The organism is Microbacterium sp. A93, from assembly GCF_051842835.1.
This window is the reverse complement of sequence record NZ_JBPXMT010000002.1, coordinates 765,331-782,618: the sequence shown is the minus strand read 5'-3', so window position 1 is coordinate 782,618 and position 17,288 is coordinate 765,331. Positions and strand designations below refer to the sequence as shown.

Sequence of the window (17,288 nt, the reverse complement as noted above, 5' to 3'; positions counted from 1 at the left end):
AGCTGAGTCGCAGGAATTGCCCCAGTCTCCAGCGAATCAGGCGCAATTCCTGCTACTCAGTTGGAAGGGGTGGGGCCCACCACCCGGTGGCGCAGCGCCACCGCCCCGCACGCGAAGCGGCGCTCGGCCTCCAGTTCGAGACCCAGCCAGACGCCGTCGGGAAAGACGGGCAGCCCACCGCCGATGACGATGGGCAGCAGGACCTGGTCCACCACGTCCACCAGTCCGGCCCGCAGGGCGTGGGCGGCCAGGGTGGGTCCGCCGATCATGATCCCGCCGCCGGTGGAATCCTTGAGGGCGCGGACCGCCTCCGGATCGAAGGTGCGTTCCACCCGCGTGCGCCGGGTGACCACCTCTTGGAGCGTGGACGAGTAGACCACCTTGTCCGCGTCCATCCACCGCTGGGCGAACTCGGCGTAGACGCCGGAGGCGGCCGCGAAGTCCGGGTCCGTCTCCCACACGGTCATCAGGTCATAGGTCCTCCGGCCGTAGAGGTGCAGGTCCACGCCGAGCAGCATGTCGTTGGCGTACTGGTGGACCTCCTCGTCGGGTTCGGCCCAGGAGAAGTCGCCGTCCCGGTCGGCGATGTAGCCGTCCAGGGATCCGATGGCGGAGTAGGTCAGCTGTCCCATGTCAGGTCCTTCACTCGTTCAGTCGCTCAGTCGTTCAGTCGTCCTGCTCGGAACCGAGGCCGGCGAGCGGCACGTAGGCCGCATAGCCCACCCCACCGGAGAAAGCCCGGGCCTCAACCCGGCGCAGGCCGGTCCCGGGGTACCCGTCCGGGAAGAAGGACCGGCCCCGGCCCTGCCAGTAGGGGTAGGTGAACATCCTGTACAGGTCCACCAGCCCGGCCCCGATCAGGGCGTGGCACAGCTGGATGCTGCCGGTGACGATCACGTCCCGCCCCGGTTCCTCCCTCAGCGCGCGCACTGCCTGAAGAGGATCCCCGGAGATGATGGTGGTGTGGGCCCACCCGGGCTCGGTCAGGGTGGAGGAGACCACCCGCTTGTCCGCCGCGTCCAGACTCGCGGCGACCCCGGTGGTGTCCTCGGTCTGCAGCGGCCAGTAGCCGCGGAAGTCCTCGAAGGTCTGGCGGCCGAGCAGCAGCACGTCCTCCTGCTCGGTCTGGCGCATCAGTTCGGCGGCCAGCTCCTCGTCCTGGTGGGCCGGGTCGAACCAGTCGTCCAGCATCTCGACCCTGCCGTCCAGGGTGGTGTTCTGGGTGATGACTATCCTCATGTGTTCCTCCTCAGGATCTCCACGACGTCCTCGTCCTCCACGGCCGTGAAGTCCGCATAGTGCTCCCCGACCGCCCTGAAGTACCGCGGCGTGGACACCACGATCACCTCATCCGCGTCCCCGTCCGCCTGGATCTGCTCCACCGTGTCCCGCGCGGCCACCGGCAGCGCCAGCACCACCCGGGCCGCCCCGAGCCTCCGGGCGGCCTGGCAGGCGACCCGGGCCGTGGCCCCGGTGGCCATGCCGTCGTCCACCAGCACGGCGGTGGCGCCCTTCAGGTCCAGCGGCGGCCTTCCCTCCCGGAACAGGGCTGCCCGCCGGGCCAGGGTCTCCTCCTCCCGCCGTTGCACCTCGGCCAGTTCTACCTCCGTGACCGCGAAGTGCCGCAGGATGGACTCGTCCAGCACCTGCACCCCGCCCTCCCCGATCGCCCCCATGGCCAGCTCCGGGTGCACCGGTACCCCGAGCTTGCGGACCATGATCACGTCCAACGGCGCCCCGAGCTCCCGCGCCACCACCTCGGCCACCGGCACCCCGCCGCGCGGCAGGCCCAGCACCACCAACCTCACCCCCTGGTGCCCGACGCCGGCCGGCACCTCCTGCGCCGATGTTCCCCCGGCGCTCTGGTCCGGTGACCAGCCGCGGGAGGCTAGGAGCGCGGCCAGCTGCCGGCCGGCGTCGTACCGATCCGTGAACGTTGCCATCTACGCCCCCTGCGCCTGGATCTCGAGGTCCTCCGCGCGGACCCGGAGCGCCTCGCGCTCCCGCTCGTTGCGGGCCAGGGCGGCCGCCGCGAGGAACTCCTCCCGGGCCTCCTGCGGCCGCCCGCACCTCTCCAACAGCTCCGCCCGGACGGCGGGCAGCAGGTGGGAGCCGCGCAGGGCCTTCTCCCCCCGCAGCCGGTCCACCTCCCGCAGGGCCGTCTCGGGGCCGGTGGCCTGGGAGACGGCCACCGCCCGGTTGAGCTCGACGACGGGGCTGGGTGCAAGTCGGCCGAGGGCCTCGTAGAGCACCACGATCCGCTCCCAGTCCGTGGTCTCGACGCTGTCCGCCTGAGCATGGACGGCCGCGATGGCCGCCTGCAGGGCATAGGGCCCGCGGCCACGACCGCGGCGGGCGGCCTGGCGGTCCGCCTGCTCGAGGGCACCCAGTCCGCGGCGGATGCGGGCCCGGTCCCAACGCGTGCGGTCCTGGTCCGCCAGCAGGATGGGGGTGCCGTCCCGGCCGGTCCGCGCGGCGAAGTGGGAGGCCTGCAGCTCCATCAGGGCGGTGAGCGCGAGGGCCTCCGGCTCCCGGGGGACGAGCCCGGTCAGGATACGGCCGAGGCGCAGGGCCTCCTCGGCCAGCTCGCGGCGGATCCACCGCTGCCCCGTGGTGGCGGCGTAGCCCTCCGTGAAGAGCAGGTAGACGACGCCGAGCACCGTGCCCAGCCGCGGGCCCCACTCGCTGCGCTCCGGGATCTCGAAGGGCACCCGGGCCTCCGCCAGGGTGCGCTTGGCCCGCACGATCCGCTGCTGGATGGTGGCCACGGGCACCAGGAACAACCGTGCGATCTCCTGCTTGCTGAGGCCGGCGACCACGCGCAGCGTCAGGGCGATCCGCGCCTCGCGGGAGAGCACGGGGTGGCAGGCCACGAAGACCAGCCGCAGCACGTCGTCCTCCACGGGATCCCATCGCGATGCGGCGTCCGGCGCGCCACGGGGGTCTGCGGGGTCCTCGGACTCCCGGGCCAGCAAGCGGTACTTCTGCTGCAGCCGCTCATCCCTCCGCCAGCGGTCCACGGCGCGGCGGCGGGCCACCGCCATCAGCCAGGCCCCGGGGCTGCGGGGGATGCCCTCGGCGGGCCACTGCCGCAGGGCCGCGGACACGGCCTCCTGCGCGGCGTCCTCGGCCAGGCCGAGGTCTCCGGTCACGCGCGTCAAGGCGGCCACGATCTGGGCCGACTCGATGCGCCACACCGCCTCGAGCCGGCTCCGGACCGCGTCCCCACTGGCCATCGCTCACTCCTGTTCTCTTCGCCCGGCTGCTCCGGCCGCTCAGGCGGCGCCGCCGGTGCCGGTCGTGCCGGCGCCTCCGGCGGCCCCGGCGTCGCGCCGGGCCTCGACTTCCTCGCGCCAGCCGGCCTCCTTCTGGATGTACTCGTTGTCGGTGAAGTCGGCGAAGTCCTCCTCGCCGGACACGCGGCGGACCTCCAGCTTGGACCCCGGGCCGAGCGGGCAGCGGCTGGCCCACTCGATCGCGTCCTGCTTGGTGGGGACCTCGAGCAGCCAGAAGCCGTTGAACAGCTCGTGGGTCTCCCCGTAGGGCCCGTCGGTGATGAGCGGCGGGTCCTGGTCGAAGTCGACGATGAAGTTGGCGTCCTCCTTCGCGTCCGCCAGGCCCTCTCCGCCGATCATGACGCCGGCCTTCATCATCGCCTCGTTGTAGGCGCCCATCTGGTTGATGATGTCCTCGAAGTCGACCTCCTTCGAGGCCTGCAACGCCGCCTCGGTGGACCGCATGATGAGCATGTACTTCATGGTGTTCTCCTCGGTTCAACAGGACGCCCGGTGCGCCCTGGTACCCCTTCGTCGAACGGGGCGGCAGGGGATCGACACCGGTCCGGATTCTCCCGTCCACCGTCGGGACCCCGGGCTGTCTCCGACGCTACGGCCCGCGGCCCGTCAGGACGAGACCTCGGCCACCCCTTGTCCGGTCCGCGCCGGTCTGGGTAGACCGGGGTGATGCGCCTGGAGAACCTGAACGTCGATGCCCTCGACCCGTCCGGCAACGAGTTCTGCATCCTGGCCCCCTCGCCAGACGCCTGACCCCTCCGGGCACACAGTGACCGCACCCCCACCGTTGTGACGTGGATCCGTCACTCTGTGCCCCCTCGGCGAGACCGGCGCGGGTCTCAGCCTTCGCCGTACCAGCTAGCCACCGTCTCGGGCTCCGGCCAGCCGCCGAAAGTCTCGCCCTGCGGCCACCCGACGGGCGAATCCTCCCGGGTCTCCTGGCGCCCGTAGGGCAGCACGTCCATCAGCGGGAAGACGTGGGAGACCTGTTCCACACCGCGCCCGTCAGTATGCCAGGTCCGGTAGACGTCCTCACCGTCACGCAGGAACACGTTGAGGGCGAAACCGGCGTCCGGTGGGGCACCGACGTCCGCCCCGAAGGTGCTGTCCGCAGTGGAGTACCAGCTCATCCGGTTGCCCACGCGACGCCGGTAGGCGAGCACCTCGTCGATAGAACCCTGGGTCACGATCACGAACCGGGCGTCGAAGGCTCCGAGGAAGTCGAGCCGGGTGAACTGCGAGGTGAAGAAGGTGCAGCCGCCGCACTGGAACTCGCCGCCGGGGTGCCACATATGGCTGTAGACGATGAGCTGGTGCTTCCCGTCGAAGACGTCCACGAGGCGGATGGGCCCGAAGGCCCCCTCAAGTGTGTAGTCCGGCATCTTCACCATGGGCAGCCGACGGCGCTGGGCCGCGATGGCGTCGAGTTCCCGGGTGGCGGCCTTCTCGCGCCGGCGCAGCTCCTCCAATTCGGCCTGCCACGTCGCCTGGTCGGCGACGGGTGGGGTGGCTGGGGCCGGATCGTAGTGGGACAGGTCGGTGGCGGTCATGGCAATCCTCTTCAGCGGGGTGGGACCGGTGCGCGCACGGCCCTGCGTGCGTGCCCCCACGGTAGGTCCGGGCCGTCGGCGCCGTCCCCTCCGAAACTGCGGTGATCTCCGGCGATCTCCGGCCACCTCCGGTGATCCGAGACCGGTCCAGCCGACACCCAGCCTCGGTTCGGCGCGTTGACAGGCGGCTCCGGGAGAATGGGGGACATGGATGACTCCCCCGGACCCTCGGCGCCCTCCACCGACCTCGAACGGCTGGGCGCCGAGACCGGGATGGACCTGAGCACCATGCCGCCAGATCTCGCCCAGCGGCTGGCCGCCATCGGCGCCGACTTCCGTCAGCTCACCCTCGAGTACGAGTTCGCCCTGCGGGAGGTGGAGACGAAGATGCACATCCTGCAGGACGAGTTCCTGCACCTGCACGACTACAACCCCATCGAGCATGTCTCCACCCGCCTGAAGACCCTGGACTCCCTCGTGGCCAAGGCCAACCGGCGCGAACTGCCCATGGACCTGGGCGTGTGGCGGCGGGAGATCCTGGACATCGCCGGAACCCGGGTGACCTGCAGCTTCCGGCGGGACGCCTACCGGGTCTTCGAGCTCTTCACCGGGCGGCAGGACGTGGAGGTGATCTCGGTGAAGGACTACATCGCCCACCCCAAGCCGAACGGCTACTCCTCCCTGCACGCCACCGTCCGCGTGCCCGTCTACCTCTCCACGGGCGTCATCCTGATCCCGGTGGAACTCCAGTTCCGCACCATCGCCATGGACTTCTGGGCCTCACTGGACCACAAGATCAAGTACAAGTACGACGGCGAGGTGCCGGCCGACGTCGTGGATGAACTGACGGAGGCGGCGCAAGCCGCGGACGACCTGGACCGGCGGATGGAGCGCCTCCACGACCGCGTCCATGGCAGCGGCCCCTCCCGCGGTCCACGGGAATCCCTCGGGCCCACCCTGCTCGCCTGACGTCCTAGGCGCACAGTGACCGCACCCCTACCGTTGTGACGCGGCCGGGTCACTCCGTGCCCGAGACTGTGAGACCGGATCAGGTGTGGTGTTGCACCATGTTGACCACGTTGCCGTCCGGCGCCCGGACGAAGAACCGGGTGACGCCCCACTCCTCCTCGGTCAGGGGATGCACGATCTCATACCCCCGCGCCTGCGCCTCGGCCAGGGCCTCATGGATGTCCTCCACCGTGACCGACACCACCGGGTCCTCCGGGGCGGTCGCGTCCTGCGTCATGACCTGCAGGTGGGCTCCGGTGTCTGCCGAGGTGTGCCGGGCCACCCACCCCAGGTTGAACTCCTCCACCTCCAGACCGAGGTATCCCGCGTAGAAGTCACGGGCAGACGGTAGGTCACGGACATGGAGGTCGGCGATGATGTCATGGACGCGCATGGCTCTATTCATGCACAGGACCGAGACAGTCGAAAGGGAGAGGATGCGCAACAGCCGTCAGCGGTTGGCCCTCGTCGTGGACGCCGCCAATGTGGTCGGCTCGGTACCCGACGGCTGGTGGAAGGACCGGTTCGGCGCCACCTCCCGGCTCCGGGATCACCTGGCCCTGCTGGCCAGGGACGGCATGGAGGGGCCCGACGTCGGCCTTCAGACCCCGCGGGTCCGTCCAGAGATCGTCTTGGTCACCGAGGGGAAGGCCCGCGGCCTGGGGTCCGTCGACGGCGTCAAGGTGGTCGACGCCCCCGGCGAGGGTGATGACGAGATCGTGGCCGTCGTCGGGCGCCTGCTCGCCGCGGACCCCGAACGCGAGCTGGTGGTGGCCACCGCCGACCGGGAACTGCAGGACCGGGTCCGGGCCGTCGGGGCGAGCGTGATGTCCGCGCGCGCCGTGCGCCACCGCACCACCTAGCCCGGCCGCGGCGCGGCTATCCTCGGAGGGCAGAGACGAACGAAAGGGGAGGCCCCGTCATGGCCTATCCACCGCATGCCCCGCAGCCCGAGGATCAGCGGCCCTCCTGGTACACGCCCGCGCCCGAACCCACCGGGCCGCCACAGCCACCGGCACCTGCGCCTGAGCCGGGCCACGCGCGCCGCCCCGGTGACCCCTACGCGGGCTCCTTCGAGGGCTACGCGCCAGCACCGGCGGCCGCACCCGCATCAGAGCCGAAGCCCTTCAGCCCGGCGATGGCCACCGTCGGCTGGGTGCTCACCGTCCTGTTCGGGCTGCTGTTCATCCTGTTCTTCTTCGCCGGCGTGGATGCCTTCAACTCCAACGTCACGGAAGGCGAGAATGCCTACAACGTCGGGGTGTTCCTCGGGTTCTTCCTCATCCTGCTCATCCCGGCCGTCCCGATCCTGCTGGGCATCCGCCTGATCCGGCAGCCGCGGCGCCAGCGGCGGATCCGCTAGACACCGATCCGCCGCTGGGCCGCTGAGGCCTCCGAGTCCGCCGAGTCCGTGTGACGCTCGGCCTCGATCAGGTTCAGGACTTCGCGGTCCGGCGCAGCCGGGTGTTGACGAACTCGCCCATCCCCCAGCGGCCCAGCTCACGGCCGAAACCGGAGCGCTTGACCCCGCCGAACGGCAGGCCCGGCAGCGTGGTGCCGTGCTCATTCACGTAGGCCATCCCCACCTCCAGCTGATCTGCGACCTCCTGGGCGCGGGCGATGTCGGAACCCCACACGGAACCGCTCAGGCCGAAGCCCACGTCATTGGCCAGCCGGACGGCGTCGTCTGCGGAGTCGGCACCGTAGACCATGGCCACGGGTCCGAAGATCTCCTCGGAGTAGGCGTCCATCTGAGGGGTGATGCCGGTGAGGACCGCGGGACGCATGAAGGCCCCCTCCCCGTCCACGGCCTCCCCGCCGGTGTGCAGCGTGGCACCTTGCTCCACGGCTCTCTTGACCTGGCCCACCACGGTGTCCCGGGCCCCGACCGAGGAGAGCGGGCCCACCCGCACCTCCGGATCGAGGGGATCACCGACCGCCGCCTTCTCGAAGGTGGCCGTCAGGGAGGCCACGAAGGCGGGCAGCTTCTCGGTCGGGACGATCATCCGCTTGGGGGAGTTGCAGGCCTGGCCGGCGTTGGCGAGCCGGGCCCTGGCGGCGGTCCGGGCCAGCCGGTCGATGTCGGCGTCATCCAGCACGATCATGGCATCCGAGCCACCCAGCTCCAGCACGGCCTTCTTGAGGTTCTTCCCGGCGGTCTCGGCCACGGCGGCGCCCGCTCGCTCACTGCCCGTCAGGGACACCCCGCGGACCCGGGGATCGGCGATCATGGTGGCGATCTGCTCATGCTCGGCGAACACGTTGATGTACACGTCCTCCGGCACGCCGGCAGTGTGGAAGATCTCCGCCATGACCTCCGCAGAGCCGGCGCAGATCTCGGCGTGCTTGAGGATGACCGTATTTCCGGCCATGAGGTTGGGGGCGGCGAAGCGGGCCACCTGGTAGTACGGATAGTTCCACGGCATCACGCCCACGAGCGGGCCGACCGGCTCGGTGGTGACGAGGGATTCCTCGGCCCCTTGGGGATCGAGCGTCTCCTGCTGCAGCAGCTCGGGTCCGTGCTCGGCGTACCAGCGGTAGATCTCCCCCGCCAGTTCGGCCTCCCCGATGGCCTGAGCCAGCGGCTTGCCCATCTCGGTGGCGATGAGCCGTCCGAGCTCCTCAGCCCGGGACTGGTAGGCATCAGCCACCGCGGTGAGGAGGGCGGCACGTTCCGAGGCCGGAGTCTGCCGCCAGCCCGGGAAGGCGGCATCGGAGCGGTGCAGTACGTCCTCCACCCCGGACGCATCCAGGCTCGGGAACTCGCGCTCGGTGACGCCGGTGGTCGGGTTGGTCGTCGTGTAAGTAGCCATGTCTCCACCCTCCCGGTATCCGCCCGTCTTGCCAAGCCGTCGGGTCCGCTCCGGCGCCGCACTTCGCGCGCGGCGAAAGCGACAACCGGGTATTCCCGCAAGGACTCGACTATGGGGCTTCTCACCATCGAGTCACCATCGAGACGTATAACTTGACGCGTCAACTAATTGTCGGGAACAGTGGTGGCCGGTGCCGCCGCCCGGTGTGCACCGATCCTCTCCGAAAGGCCACGCCCCATGAGCACCGCCACCGTCACCGCCGACCCTCGCCTGATGCCCCTGCCGACCCCTGTGCGCGAGTGGGGTCTGCTCGTGGCCCGCGTGATCCTCGGTGTGGTTCTGGTGGCCCACGGCTGGCAGAAGTTCACCGAGTGGGGCATCGCCGGCACCACGGCGAGCTTCCAGGAGATGGGCGTTCCGGCCCCGCCGGTCTCGGCCCTGATCGCCTCGATCGTGGAGCTCGGCGGGGGGATCCTGCTGATCCTCGGCCTGTTCACCACGGTGGCCGGACTCCTGGTGGCCCTGAACATGCTGGGCGCCGTGCTGTTCGTCCACGCCCCCCACGGCGTGTTCGTGGCCGGTAACGGCTGGGAGCTGGTCGCCGTGATCGGCGTGGCGGCCCTGGTCTTCGCCCTCATGGGCGCCGGTCGTATCAGCCTCGATGCGGTGATCGCCGGACGCCGCTCCAACCACCGCTCGGTCCAAGCCTGAACCCACCCACCTCAGGCACCACGTGACCTCGCCACGTCTCTCCGGCGGGGGTGAGGTCACCTTGCGCCGGGGGGCAGGCGAGGGGAGGCGGGCAGGTGCTCAGGCGCCGACGTCGTGCAGGTGGTGCTGCATCTCGTGCGCGATGTACTGGCTCATCGTGGCCACGGTGAAGGACATCCCGTCCGAGCGCAGGCCGGCCCGCTCCCAGTCCGCCCCCACCACGCTGTGCAGCAGCGTACCCACGCGGACGGCGGCTCGCTGCAGCTCCATCAGGGCCTGCCGCGGGTCAGCGTCCCAGTACTCCAACTCCACGGCCTTGGCGTCGCCGTCCCAGTCGGCCAGCACCGGGGTGTCCAGGCCGAGCATCGTCTCGATCCGCTCGTCGAGCACCGCCAGCATGTCCTGCACGTGCCGTCCGTACTCCAGCGGGGACCACACCTCGGGCGCGGGACGTTCGGCCACGTCGGACCGGGTGAGCGCGTCCCGCCAGCGGTTCGACTGCTCCACGAACCAGTCGGCCAGCGAGGCCAGCGGAACCGGCTCGAATGCGCACTCACTGCAGCCCTCGGTCACCACGAAGGTCCAGTCGCGGTCATCTCCGGGGACGGGGGGCGGGGGCTGGGTGGCCATGGCTCCATCCTGCCCCACACCGATACCCTGACGCAGTGACCCATCACCCCGAACCCGAACACACCGATCACGACCCATCCGGTCTGCCCGGCCTGCCCGCCCTCATCAACTCAGGCCTGGACTACACCCTGACCCAGCACGGCCCCGTGAACTCGCTGGCCGAGGCCGCCGCCGCCCGTGGCGTGGACCCGGGCCGGTTGATCAAATCCCTCGTGGTCCGCCGCGGGGAGGGCGATTTCCTGTTCGTCCTGGTGCCCGGCGGGCGCAGCATCTCCTGGCCCAAGCTGCGCACACTGCTCGGTGTGAACCGCCTGTCCATGCCTTCGGCCGCCGAGGCGCTCGAGGTGACCGGGTACCCGCGGGGTTCGATCACCCCCTTCGGCGCGACGACGGCCTGGCCCGTCATCGCGGACCTCGCCCTGGCCGGGGGTCAGGTCTCGATCGGCGCGGGGGCGCCGGGTGCCGCGGTCACCGTGGATGCCGATCGACTCGTCGAGGTGCTGGGCGCACAGCTCGCGGACGTCACCGACCCCGAGTAGACGAGTAGTGACAACTCCCATCGACAAGCCCTCCAGCAGGACGTAGCTCGTACGGACTTAGTCCGGTAGACTTAGTCTACTTCGACGAAGGGAACAAGGCATGCGGACCGTCAATATGCATGAGGCAAAGACCAATTTCTCGCGCCTCGTCGAAGCAGCAGTGGCTGGTGAGCGGATCACCATCGCCAAAGCCGGCCGACCGATGGTCAAACTGGTACGAGTGGACGACGAGGAAAACCCGTCCCGTACCGGGTTTCTCCGTGGACTGGGACGCGTGCCCCAGGACTTCGACTCGATGCACGTAGAGGAGATCACGGACCTCTTTCAGGGGCGGTCATGATCCTTCTGCTGGACACCCATGTTCTGCTGTGGGCAGCCTACGACCCCGATCAGCTGACCCAGGAGACCGAAGGGCTCCTGGAGGACCGTGGCAATACGCTGATCTTCAGTGCCGCCAGCATCTGGGAGGTCTCGATCAAGGCCGGATTCGGCAGGGAGGACTTCAGCGCCGACCCGCGCGTGCTTCGTCGATCACTCCTCGAGGTCGGTTATCAGGAGCTCTCGATCACTGGCGCCCACACCGCCGCTATCTCCGATCTGCCCCCGCTCCACAAGGACCCGTTCGACCGGCTCCTCGTGGCGCAGGCCCGCAGTGAAGGTGTCGCGCTACTGACCGCGGACACCCGGCTCTCGGCCTACGGCCCACCAGTACGGCTCGTGTAGACCACCCGCAGTGACCCGCCGACAGGTCCGGCGCCCCGACCGATTCACCCCTGGGCCGCGGCCCACTCGGCCACCCGCCGGTCACTCTCCTCCTGCGTCAGGTCCAGGACCCGGGACATCAGGGACCAGCGGACCCCGAAGGGATCGCGGATCGAGGCGAAGCGGTCCCCGGAGACGAAGGTGCTCAGCGGCTCGCGGATCACCGCCCCCGCCTGCTCAGCCCGGGCCACCAGTGCGTCCACGTCCGCGCAGTACAGCCCCATCGAATAGCAGTCGTCCTCCCCCGCGGGGGCCGGCACCAGACCGTAGGCCGGGTTCGGTTCACCGAGCTGCAGCCGGCCCTGGCCGAAGTCCAGCTCGGCGTGCACCACCATGCCGCCCATCTCGGTGACGCCCAGTACCCGGGCTCCGAAGACGTCCCGGTAGAACTCCACCGCCTCCCGCGCGCCGGCCACCGCCAGGAACGGGGTCAGGCTGGTGAACCCGTGGGGGACGCCATGGGTCGTATGCTCTCCATCAACCCCGAGCCGGGGCGTGTCCTGTTCGCTCTGTTCGCTCATGGAGCCACCGTAGGCCGGGCGCGGGTCCCACGGCTTGGAGATTCGCGACAGCATCCGCCCCCCGGGAGGAGCCCGGCATGACCGGTTCCGAGGACCCCCGCACCGGGGATCCCCGCGGCATCCTGTACCCCGCCCGCCTGCCCACCTTCCACCGACTCCCGGCCCCACCCGAGCTCGAAGGCCTCATCCGCTGGTTCTGGATCCCACGCTGGCAGGTGGCGCCGGGCCGGACCTCCCGGCAGGAGCTGCTCCCCTTCCCGGCCTCCAACCTGGTGGTCCAGCTTGAGGCTGTGACGCTCTCCGGGCCGTCGTCCCGCGCCTCGTTCCGGGACCTGAGGGGCACCGGCTGGGCGGTGGGCGCGCTGCTCCGCCCGGCCGCCGCGGTGCAATTGCACCCGGACCTCGGCGCGCTCCGGGACGCCGAGGTCCCGTTCAACGCTCCGGACCTGCACAGCGCGGTGGTCCAGGCCATGATGCCCGACGGCGGTGCCTCCTCCCGCGCCCACGCCGCCTCGGTCTTCTCCCGCTGGGTAGCGGGCCGTCTGGCGTCGCCGGACGAGGCTGGCCGGCTCGCCAATGCGATGGAGGAGGCGATCGCCGCGGACCGGCAGATCACCCGGGTGGAGCAGGTGGCCGCGCAGCTGAGCACCTCTGCGCGGGGCATCCAACGGCTGGCCCGGAGCCATGTGGGCCTGCCGCCGCTGGCGATCATCCGCCGGTACCGGCTGCAGGAGGCGGCGCAGCGGCTGCGCGCGGACCCGGCCGTGCGCATCGCGGACGTGGCCGCAGAACTCGGTTACGCGGACCAGGCCCACCTGAGCCGGGACTTCCGCACGGTGTTGGGCCTGACACCGCGGGACTACCGACAGGACGGCGGTCGGGACGGCAGTCAGGATGGAGATCGGGACGGTCCCTAGGACTGCACGTCCAGCCCGACCAGCCGACGGGGGTTCTCCCAGAGGACCTTGCGCATCCAGTCGTCCCCGAGGCCCCAGCCGGCCAGGACCTCGATCTGGTGGGCGTAGGGGTAGGGGATGTTGGGGAAGTCGGTGCCCAGGACCACCCGGTCCGCCAGGTCTGTCATGGCCTGTGGGTAGTCCGCCGGCAGCGGGAAGGAGTACTCCATATAGGAGGTCCCCACCATGGTGGTGTCCAGGTGCACCCCGGGATACTGGCGGGCCAGCGCCACGAACTCCGCATACTCGGGCAGTCCCGCGTGGGCGATCACCAGCACGAGCCGCGGATGGCGGGCCAGCAGCTCGCGGATGGGCCCGGGTCCGGTGTGCTCGCCGCGGGTCGGCCCGTTGCCGCAGTGGATGACCACCGGCGTGCCGGCCTGCTCGATCAGCTGCCAGGCCGGCTCCAGCAGGGGATCCAGCGGGGTGAAACCTCCCACCTGGACGTGGACCTTGAAGACCCGCACACCGGCCTCCAGGCATCCGGCCACCTGTTCCGCCACCCCGGGCTCGGGGTAGAACGTGCCGGAGTGGATGGCGTCCGGGTGGGTGGCGGCGAACCGGGCGGAGTAGTCGTTGAGCCAGCCCGCCATGCCGGGACGGTGCGCGTAGTTCAAGGTGGTGAAGGCACTGACGCCCATCTGCCGCAAGGCATCCACCCGCTCCGCCTCGGGCGTGCGGTAGGTGATCGTCCACGGCGGGACGGTGCCCTTCTCGCCGACCCCGTCGAAGAACGCCCAGACCTTGTCCAGCATGTTCTGCGGCATGAAGTGCACGTGCAGGTCCACCACGCCGGGAAGCCCGAGGGACTCCAGGTACGGGCGGACCTCGGCATCGGTCCGGGGTGCTGGCTGCGCCACGCGACTCCTCCTCGGGTGTTGGCCAAGAAACTGAACAGGCAACTGGGCAGGGACAAGGCCCACCCTCCCATACACTCGTGCCGTGCCCCGCCCCTCCCGATCACAGCGTCGCGGCCCGCTGCGCCGCCGGCCCCCGTCCCGATTCCCTGTCCTGGCCGTGGCCCTGGCCGGGCTCTCCGTGATGCTCGGCGCCATCGGCTTCAGCCAGGTCACCGCCGAACCCACCGAACCCATCACCTTCGTGGTGGACGAGGGATTGCCGTACGGCATCACGCAGGAGTCCGTGGAGGCCGCCGCCGAGGGCATCGGGCTGGCCCACGAGCCCTTCACCCTGCACGTGGTGGGCCGGGACCTGGAGTGGGACGAGTACTCCAACGGCGAGACGGGCGCGGCGGACGTCATGCTCTCCATCACCGATGACCCCGAAGACCTGGACCTGGCCCTGCCGGATGCCCACCGCGTGGCCTTCTCGGGGGAGGACTACGGCGACCACTACCGGGACGCGGCCACCATCCGCGAGACCTTCGTCAACAACCGCACCCTCGGGCACGGCCCCCACGCCGTGCTCGGGGCCGCGCTCACGGCGGCGGACCTGCGGTTCGACGGTGGGGTGCGCACCCCACTGCTCTGGACCCCGCTGGCCGCCCTGCCCATGTTCATCGCCGTCCTGGCCATGTACCGCTGGATCCGCCGGCGGCGCGGCGAGTATGCCCGGTACCGGGCCTTCGGGGAGGCCCAGCTCCGGCTGGCCCGGGCCGTGCTGGAGCTGGAGACCCTGAACCTGCGGGTGGAGGTGGCGGAGGCGGACCAGTCAGTGCGAGCCCAGCTGCGCCGTGATGGGAAGCGGGTCCGGGACCTCACCGTCGAGCTGGCCCGCACCGAGCAGGAACTGGTGGCGGAGCTCGACCGCACCGTCTCGCCCCTGAAGGCCCGCACCGAGGAGCAGCTGAGCACCGACCTCGAGCGGTTCTCGGCGGACACCCTGGACCTGCAACGGCACACCGACGTCCTCGCCCAGGCCGCCGAGGTCCGTTCCGGGCATGCCGGGTCCCGCTCGGTGCTGGACCGTCTCGCCCTGCCCCTGCTCCAGTCGATCGACGAGGTGCTCGCCCACCACGAGAGGTACCCGGCCGAGGCGCGGGCCTTGGAGGCGCGGCGGGCGGAACTGCTGTCCATCACGCACGAGGTGGCGGCCGGCGTCGCCCCCTCCGTGGTGTTGCTGGACCGCTGGAACGCCGCGGAGCAGGCCATCCGCGCCACCGCCGGGAAGATGAGCCGGCGGCTCGCCTCGCCGAAGACCCTTCCGAAGGCTGATGGCCGGTCTCTGGACGAGGCGATCCAGGAGCGTTCGCGCAGCCGGGTCTCGGCCGCCACGGCCGGGGCCACCGACTCGTTCGCCGCCTTGCGGGCCTCACTGGGTCTGGGGCACGGCCGGGACCTGGGGCCGCTCCAGGCCACCGAGCGGGTGCTGGCGCTGATCGACCGCCGCGAGTCCACTGACCGTCAGCCGGCACCGCCACCCGGCGCGGACCAGAAGTCCACCGCGGTCCCCTACGGCCTGGTGGCGGGGCTCCTGCCGCTGCTGCTGGCCCTGACCGCCGGCTGGGTGGTCTCCGCGCAGGTTCAGGACAGTCATATCCAGTACGGGCGGGAGCTCACGGGCGATCAGCCGCTGGCCGGACTGCAGGTCTACGGTGATCCCGATTCGCTGCGCGAGCCCGTGGACCCCTCGGAGCCCGATCCGCAGACTCACGCGGAGAGCCTCTCGCTGGACCTCATCCGGGAGCAGATGGCCAAGTCCCTGGAGTACAGCGAGGACGCCGCGCTGCTGCCAGCGGAGGTCTTCCTGACGGTGGCGGTGCTGCCCGCGGATCAGTACCTCAGTTACTCCCCGGATCCGGAGTATGAGCACCGCATCGCGATCGACTACTGGGAACTGATGGAGGCCCAGCAGCAGCTCAAGCAGGACGTGGCGGCCCGGTTCCCGGAGGTGGTGGATCCACGCACGGGGGACGTGGCCCTGGGTCAGGCCATCCTGCCCGTGTGGCGGTTGGCGGACGGCACCTTCGCCTTCGACAACTTCCTGACCGGTGAGTTCAGCGTGGGTGTCAGCAGCCGGATGGGCGCCTACTACTTCACGGGCACCGAGCCCACGGTCCACGGCACCGGCGACATGGCGGATGTCCCCCTCGGCTGGTGGGTGGGATACCGGCTGGGAGACCTGGGCCGGGCCATGGAGTACAACCACCTGACCATGGACAACGTGAGTCCCACGGCCGTGTTCTGGGCGGTCTCGGTCAGCTCGTGGACCGGCCTGATGACCCTCATCATGCTCGGCATGGCCGCCGTGGAGGCTGCCCGACGGCGGGCGGGCAACTTTGCAGTACGGCGCCAATTGGCAGGGCTCCAGCAGGAACTCAACCAGCTGGCCCTCGGGCTGGACCTCTCCCGGCTGGACATGGTCGCGGTGCTGGGCCTGGACTCGCCGACCGGGGGCCGGGCCGAGGAGTCCGAGCAGCGGCTCTACGAGATGGGGCTGGTGACCGCCTGGCGTGAGGTGGACGCCCTGGGGCGGCTGCCCCGCAGGGAACAGCGCGGGGCGGCCTGGGAGGCGCGAGTGCTCCGGGTCCAGACGCTGGTGCAGACCCTCACCTCGCGGGAGACCAGCGGGTCCCGCCGTGCCGAGGAGCTGCTCCACACCCAGCGCTTCGGCGCCTGAGCAGCGCCCGTCACAACAGCACTTTGGGGGCAGAGATGACTAGTCATCTCTGCCCCCAAAGTGGAGTGGACGCCGCGCGAGCTGGCGTCGTGGGCGCCGGCCCGGATCAGTACCGCGCGGCGGTGCCCATCATGTTCCAGGGGCTGTAGTCCACGTCGGTGACGGAGACACCCTCGGCGGGGTTGCGGGCGTGGGCGATCTTGCCGTCGCCCACGTACACGGCCACGTGGTAGATGCCGGAGGACGAGCCGTTGTTGGACCAGAACACGAGGTCACCGACCTGCAGCTCGTCCAGCCCCACATACTGGCTGGCGCCGGCGTACTGGGCCCCGGAGGTCCGGGGGAGCTCCACGCCGGCCTGGGCGAACGCGCTCTGGGTGAAACCGGAGCAGTCATACGCGGACGGCCCGTTCCCACCGTAGGAGTAGCCGACCGAGGAGTCATTGGCCGTGGACACGGCCCAGTCCGCGGCCGCCCCGTAGGAGCCGGACGTCGAGGAGTACGAGGCCAGCCGATAGGTGGCACCCTCGCTCGATGAGCTGCTCGAGGCAGTGGAGTAGTCCGAGGCGTAGTCGGACGGAGAGCTGGAGGACCCGGAGGAGCTCGAGCCCGTCGACTCACCCTCGTAGCTCCAGTCCTGGTAGCTGGACGCTGGCTGCGAGCCGTCGTTGGCGGAGGCCGGGGCCACGCCGGCGAGGACCGCGCCGAACGCGGTGGTCACCCCGAGGGTGCCCACGGCCAGGCGTCGGCGGGCATGGGAGCTGCGGGCCTGCCGCTCAGCGGCGAGGCGATCACGGCGGGTGGAGAAAGTCATGGAGGAAAACCTTGAATAGACGATGATGTGCACACGGCGGTCCCCGATGCCTACGGGACAGACCGCGCCGTCCCCACAGGGGATCAGCGGCTGCCCCTCCCGGCATCGCGGG

At 70.5% G+C, this 17,288-nt stretch carries 21 protein-coding genes; 9 read left to right on the top strand and 12 right to left on the bottom strand.

Annotation, left to right across the window (positions count from 1 at the left end; all coding sequences use genetic code 11):
* Positions 1–56: 56 nt before the first annotated feature.
* The 6 genes from ACSU1G_RS07940 to ACSU1G_RS07915 form a co-directional block, all read right to left on the bottom strand.
* Complete coding sequence (locus tag ACSU1G_RS07940; protein WP_439279367.1) at positions 57–632, bottom strand: dihydrofolate reductase family protein; 576 nt, start codon at positions 630–632, stop codon at positions 57–59.
* Between the two features lie 34 nt (positions 633–666).
* Positions 667–1,239 carry a dihydrofolate reductase family protein gene (locus ACSU1G_RS07935; RefSeq protein WP_439279366.1) on the bottom strand — a complete coding sequence of 191 codons (573 nt, stop codon included), beginning with the start codon at positions 1,237–1,239 and terminating at the stop codon, positions 667–669.
* Positions 1,236–1,943, bottom strand: a complete 708-nt coding sequence (locus ACSU1G_RS07930; RefSeq protein WP_439279365.1) for a phosphoribosyltransferase — start codon at positions 1,941–1,943, stop codon at positions 1,236–1,238. Before ACSU1G_RS07930 ends, ACSU1G_RS07935 begins: the two co-directional genes overlap by 4 nt.
* On the bottom strand, positions 1,944–3,236 hold the full coding sequence (locus tag ACSU1G_RS07925; RefSeq protein ID WP_439279364.1) for an RNA polymerase sigma factor: 1,293 nt from the start codon (positions 3,234–3,236) through the stop codon (positions 1,944–1,946). It lies immediately after the preceding gene.
* A gap of 39 nt (positions 3,237–3,275) precedes the next feature.
* Positions 3,276–3,758, bottom strand: a complete 483-nt coding sequence (locus ACSU1G_RS07920; protein ID WP_439279363.1) for a YciI family protein — start codon at positions 3,756–3,758, stop codon at positions 3,276–3,278.
* A 374-nt stretch (positions 3,759–4,132) separates the two neighbouring features.
* Positions 4,133–4,843, bottom strand: coding sequence for a DUF899 family protein (locus tag ACSU1G_RS07915; RefSeq protein ID WP_439279362.1), 711 nt, complete (start codon positions 4,841–4,843; stop codon positions 4,133–4,135).
* A gap of 207 nt (positions 4,844–5,050) precedes the next feature.
* On the opposite strand from ACSU1G_RS07915, the gene ACSU1G_RS07910 reads away from it, so the two are divergent.
* Positions 5,051–5,812 carry a GTP pyrophosphokinase gene (locus tag ACSU1G_RS07910; RefSeq protein ID WP_439279361.1) on the top strand — a complete coding sequence of 254 codons (762 nt, stop codon included), beginning with the start codon at positions 5,051–5,053 and terminating at the stop codon, positions 5,810–5,812.
* Between the two features lie 79 nt (positions 5,813–5,891).
* On the opposite strand, the gene ACSU1G_RS07905 is transcribed toward ACSU1G_RS07910, so the two are convergent.
* Complete coding sequence (locus ACSU1G_RS07905; protein WP_439279360.1) at positions 5,892–6,245, bottom strand: VOC family protein; 354 nt, start codon at positions 6,243–6,245, stop codon at positions 5,892–5,894.
* Between the two features lie 43 nt (positions 6,246–6,288).
* Here ACSU1G_RS07905 and ACSU1G_RS07900 point away from each other — a divergent pair, with 43 nt between their 5' ends.
* Together ACSU1G_RS07900 and ACSU1G_RS07895 are read left to right on the top strand one after the other, a co-directional pair.
* Positions 6,289–6,714 (top strand): hypothetical protein, encoded by a 426-nt coding sequence (locus ACSU1G_RS07900; protein ID WP_439279359.1) that lies wholly within the window; start codon positions 6,289–6,291, stop codon positions 6,712–6,714.
* A 59-nt stretch (positions 6,715–6,773) separates the two neighbouring features.
* The gene (locus tag ACSU1G_RS07895; protein WP_439279358.1) at positions 6,774–7,214 is read left to right on the top strand and encodes a hypothetical protein; all 441 of its coding nucleotides are present in this window, start codon (positions 6,774–6,776) and stop codon (positions 7,212–7,214) included.
* Between the two features lie 73 nt (positions 7,215–7,287).
* Here ACSU1G_RS07895 and ACSU1G_RS07890 read toward each other — a convergent pair whose 3' ends face one another.
* Complete coding sequence (locus tag ACSU1G_RS07890; protein WP_439279357.1) at positions 7,288–8,664, bottom strand: NAD-dependent succinate-semialdehyde dehydrogenase; 1,377 nt, start codon at positions 8,662–8,664, stop codon at positions 7,288–7,290.
* 237 nt (positions 8,665–8,901) lie between these two features.
* Here ACSU1G_RS07890 and ACSU1G_RS07885 point away from each other — a divergent pair, with 237 nt between their 5' ends.
* Entirely contained in the window at positions 8,902–9,375 is a 474-nt protein-coding gene (locus tag ACSU1G_RS07885; protein WP_439279356.1) for a DoxX family protein, read from the top strand.
* Between the two features lie 99 nt (positions 9,376–9,474).
* Here ACSU1G_RS07885 and ACSU1G_RS07880 read toward each other — a convergent pair whose 3' ends face one another.
* Entirely contained in the window at positions 9,475–10,005 is a 531-nt protein-coding gene (locus ACSU1G_RS07880) for a DinB family protein (protein ID WP_439279355.1), read from the bottom strand.
* Positions 10,006–10,088: 83 nt separating this feature from the next.
* On the opposite strand from ACSU1G_RS07880, the gene ACSU1G_RS07875 reads away from it, so the two are divergent.
* The 3 genes from ACSU1G_RS07875 (at position 10,089) to ACSU1G_RS07865 (ending at position 11,267) form a co-directional block, all read left to right on the top strand.
* Positions 10,089–10,544 (top strand): aminoacyl-tRNA deacylase, encoded by a 456-nt coding sequence (locus ACSU1G_RS07875; protein ID WP_439279421.1) that lies wholly within the window; start codon positions 10,089–10,091, stop codon positions 10,542–10,544.
* A gap of 100 nt (positions 10,545–10,644) precedes the next feature.
* The gene (locus ACSU1G_RS07870) at positions 10,645–10,884 is read left to right on the top strand and encodes a type II toxin-antitoxin system Phd/YefM family antitoxin (protein ID WP_439279354.1); all 240 of its coding nucleotides are present in this window, start codon (positions 10,645–10,647) and stop codon (positions 10,882–10,884) included.
* Positions 10,881–11,267: a type II toxin-antitoxin system VapC family toxin gene (locus ACSU1G_RS07865; protein WP_439279353.1), complete on the top strand. Its 387-nt coding sequence runs from the start codon at positions 10,881–10,883 to the stop codon at positions 11,265–11,267. The genes ACSU1G_RS07870 and ACSU1G_RS07865 overlap by 4 nt, the downstream gene beginning before the upstream one ends.
* Positions 11,268–11,311: 44 nt before the next feature.
* Here the strand turns inward: ACSU1G_RS07865 and ACSU1G_RS07860 are convergent, their stop codons facing one another.
* Positions 11,312–11,827, bottom strand: coding sequence for a VOC family protein (locus ACSU1G_RS07860; RefSeq protein ID WP_439279352.1), 516 nt, complete (start codon positions 11,825–11,827; stop codon positions 11,312–11,314).
* Positions 11,828–11,904: 77 nt separating this feature from the next.
* On the opposite strand from ACSU1G_RS07860, the gene ACSU1G_RS07855 reads away from it, so the two are divergent.
* Positions 11,905–12,744, top strand: coding sequence for a helix-turn-helix domain-containing protein (locus tag ACSU1G_RS07855; RefSeq protein ID WP_439279351.1), 840 nt, complete (start codon positions 11,905–11,907; stop codon positions 12,742–12,744).
* Here the strand turns inward: ACSU1G_RS07855 and ACSU1G_RS07850 are convergent.
* Positions 12,741–13,643, bottom strand: coding sequence for an amidohydrolase family protein (locus tag ACSU1G_RS07850; protein ID WP_439279350.1), 903 nt, complete (start codon positions 13,641–13,643; stop codon positions 12,741–12,743). The genes ACSU1G_RS07855 and ACSU1G_RS07850 overlap by 4 nt on opposite strands.
* A gap of 82 nt (positions 13,644–13,725) precedes the next feature.
* Between ACSU1G_RS07850 and ACSU1G_RS07845 the strand changes: the two genes are divergently transcribed.
* Positions 13,726–16,362: a hypothetical protein gene (locus ACSU1G_RS07845; protein ID WP_439279349.1), complete on the top strand. Its 2,637-nt coding sequence runs from the start codon at positions 13,726–13,728 to the stop codon at positions 16,360–16,362.
* Between the two features lie 106 nt (positions 16,363–16,468).
* Here ACSU1G_RS07845 and ACSU1G_RS07840 read toward each other — a convergent pair whose 3' ends face one another.
* The gene (locus tag ACSU1G_RS07840) at positions 16,469–17,176 is read right to left on the bottom strand and encodes a C40 family peptidase (protein WP_439279348.1); all 708 of its coding nucleotides are present in this window, start codon (positions 17,174–17,176) and stop codon (positions 16,469–16,471) included.
* Positions 17,177–17,288 lie beyond the last annotated feature (112 nt).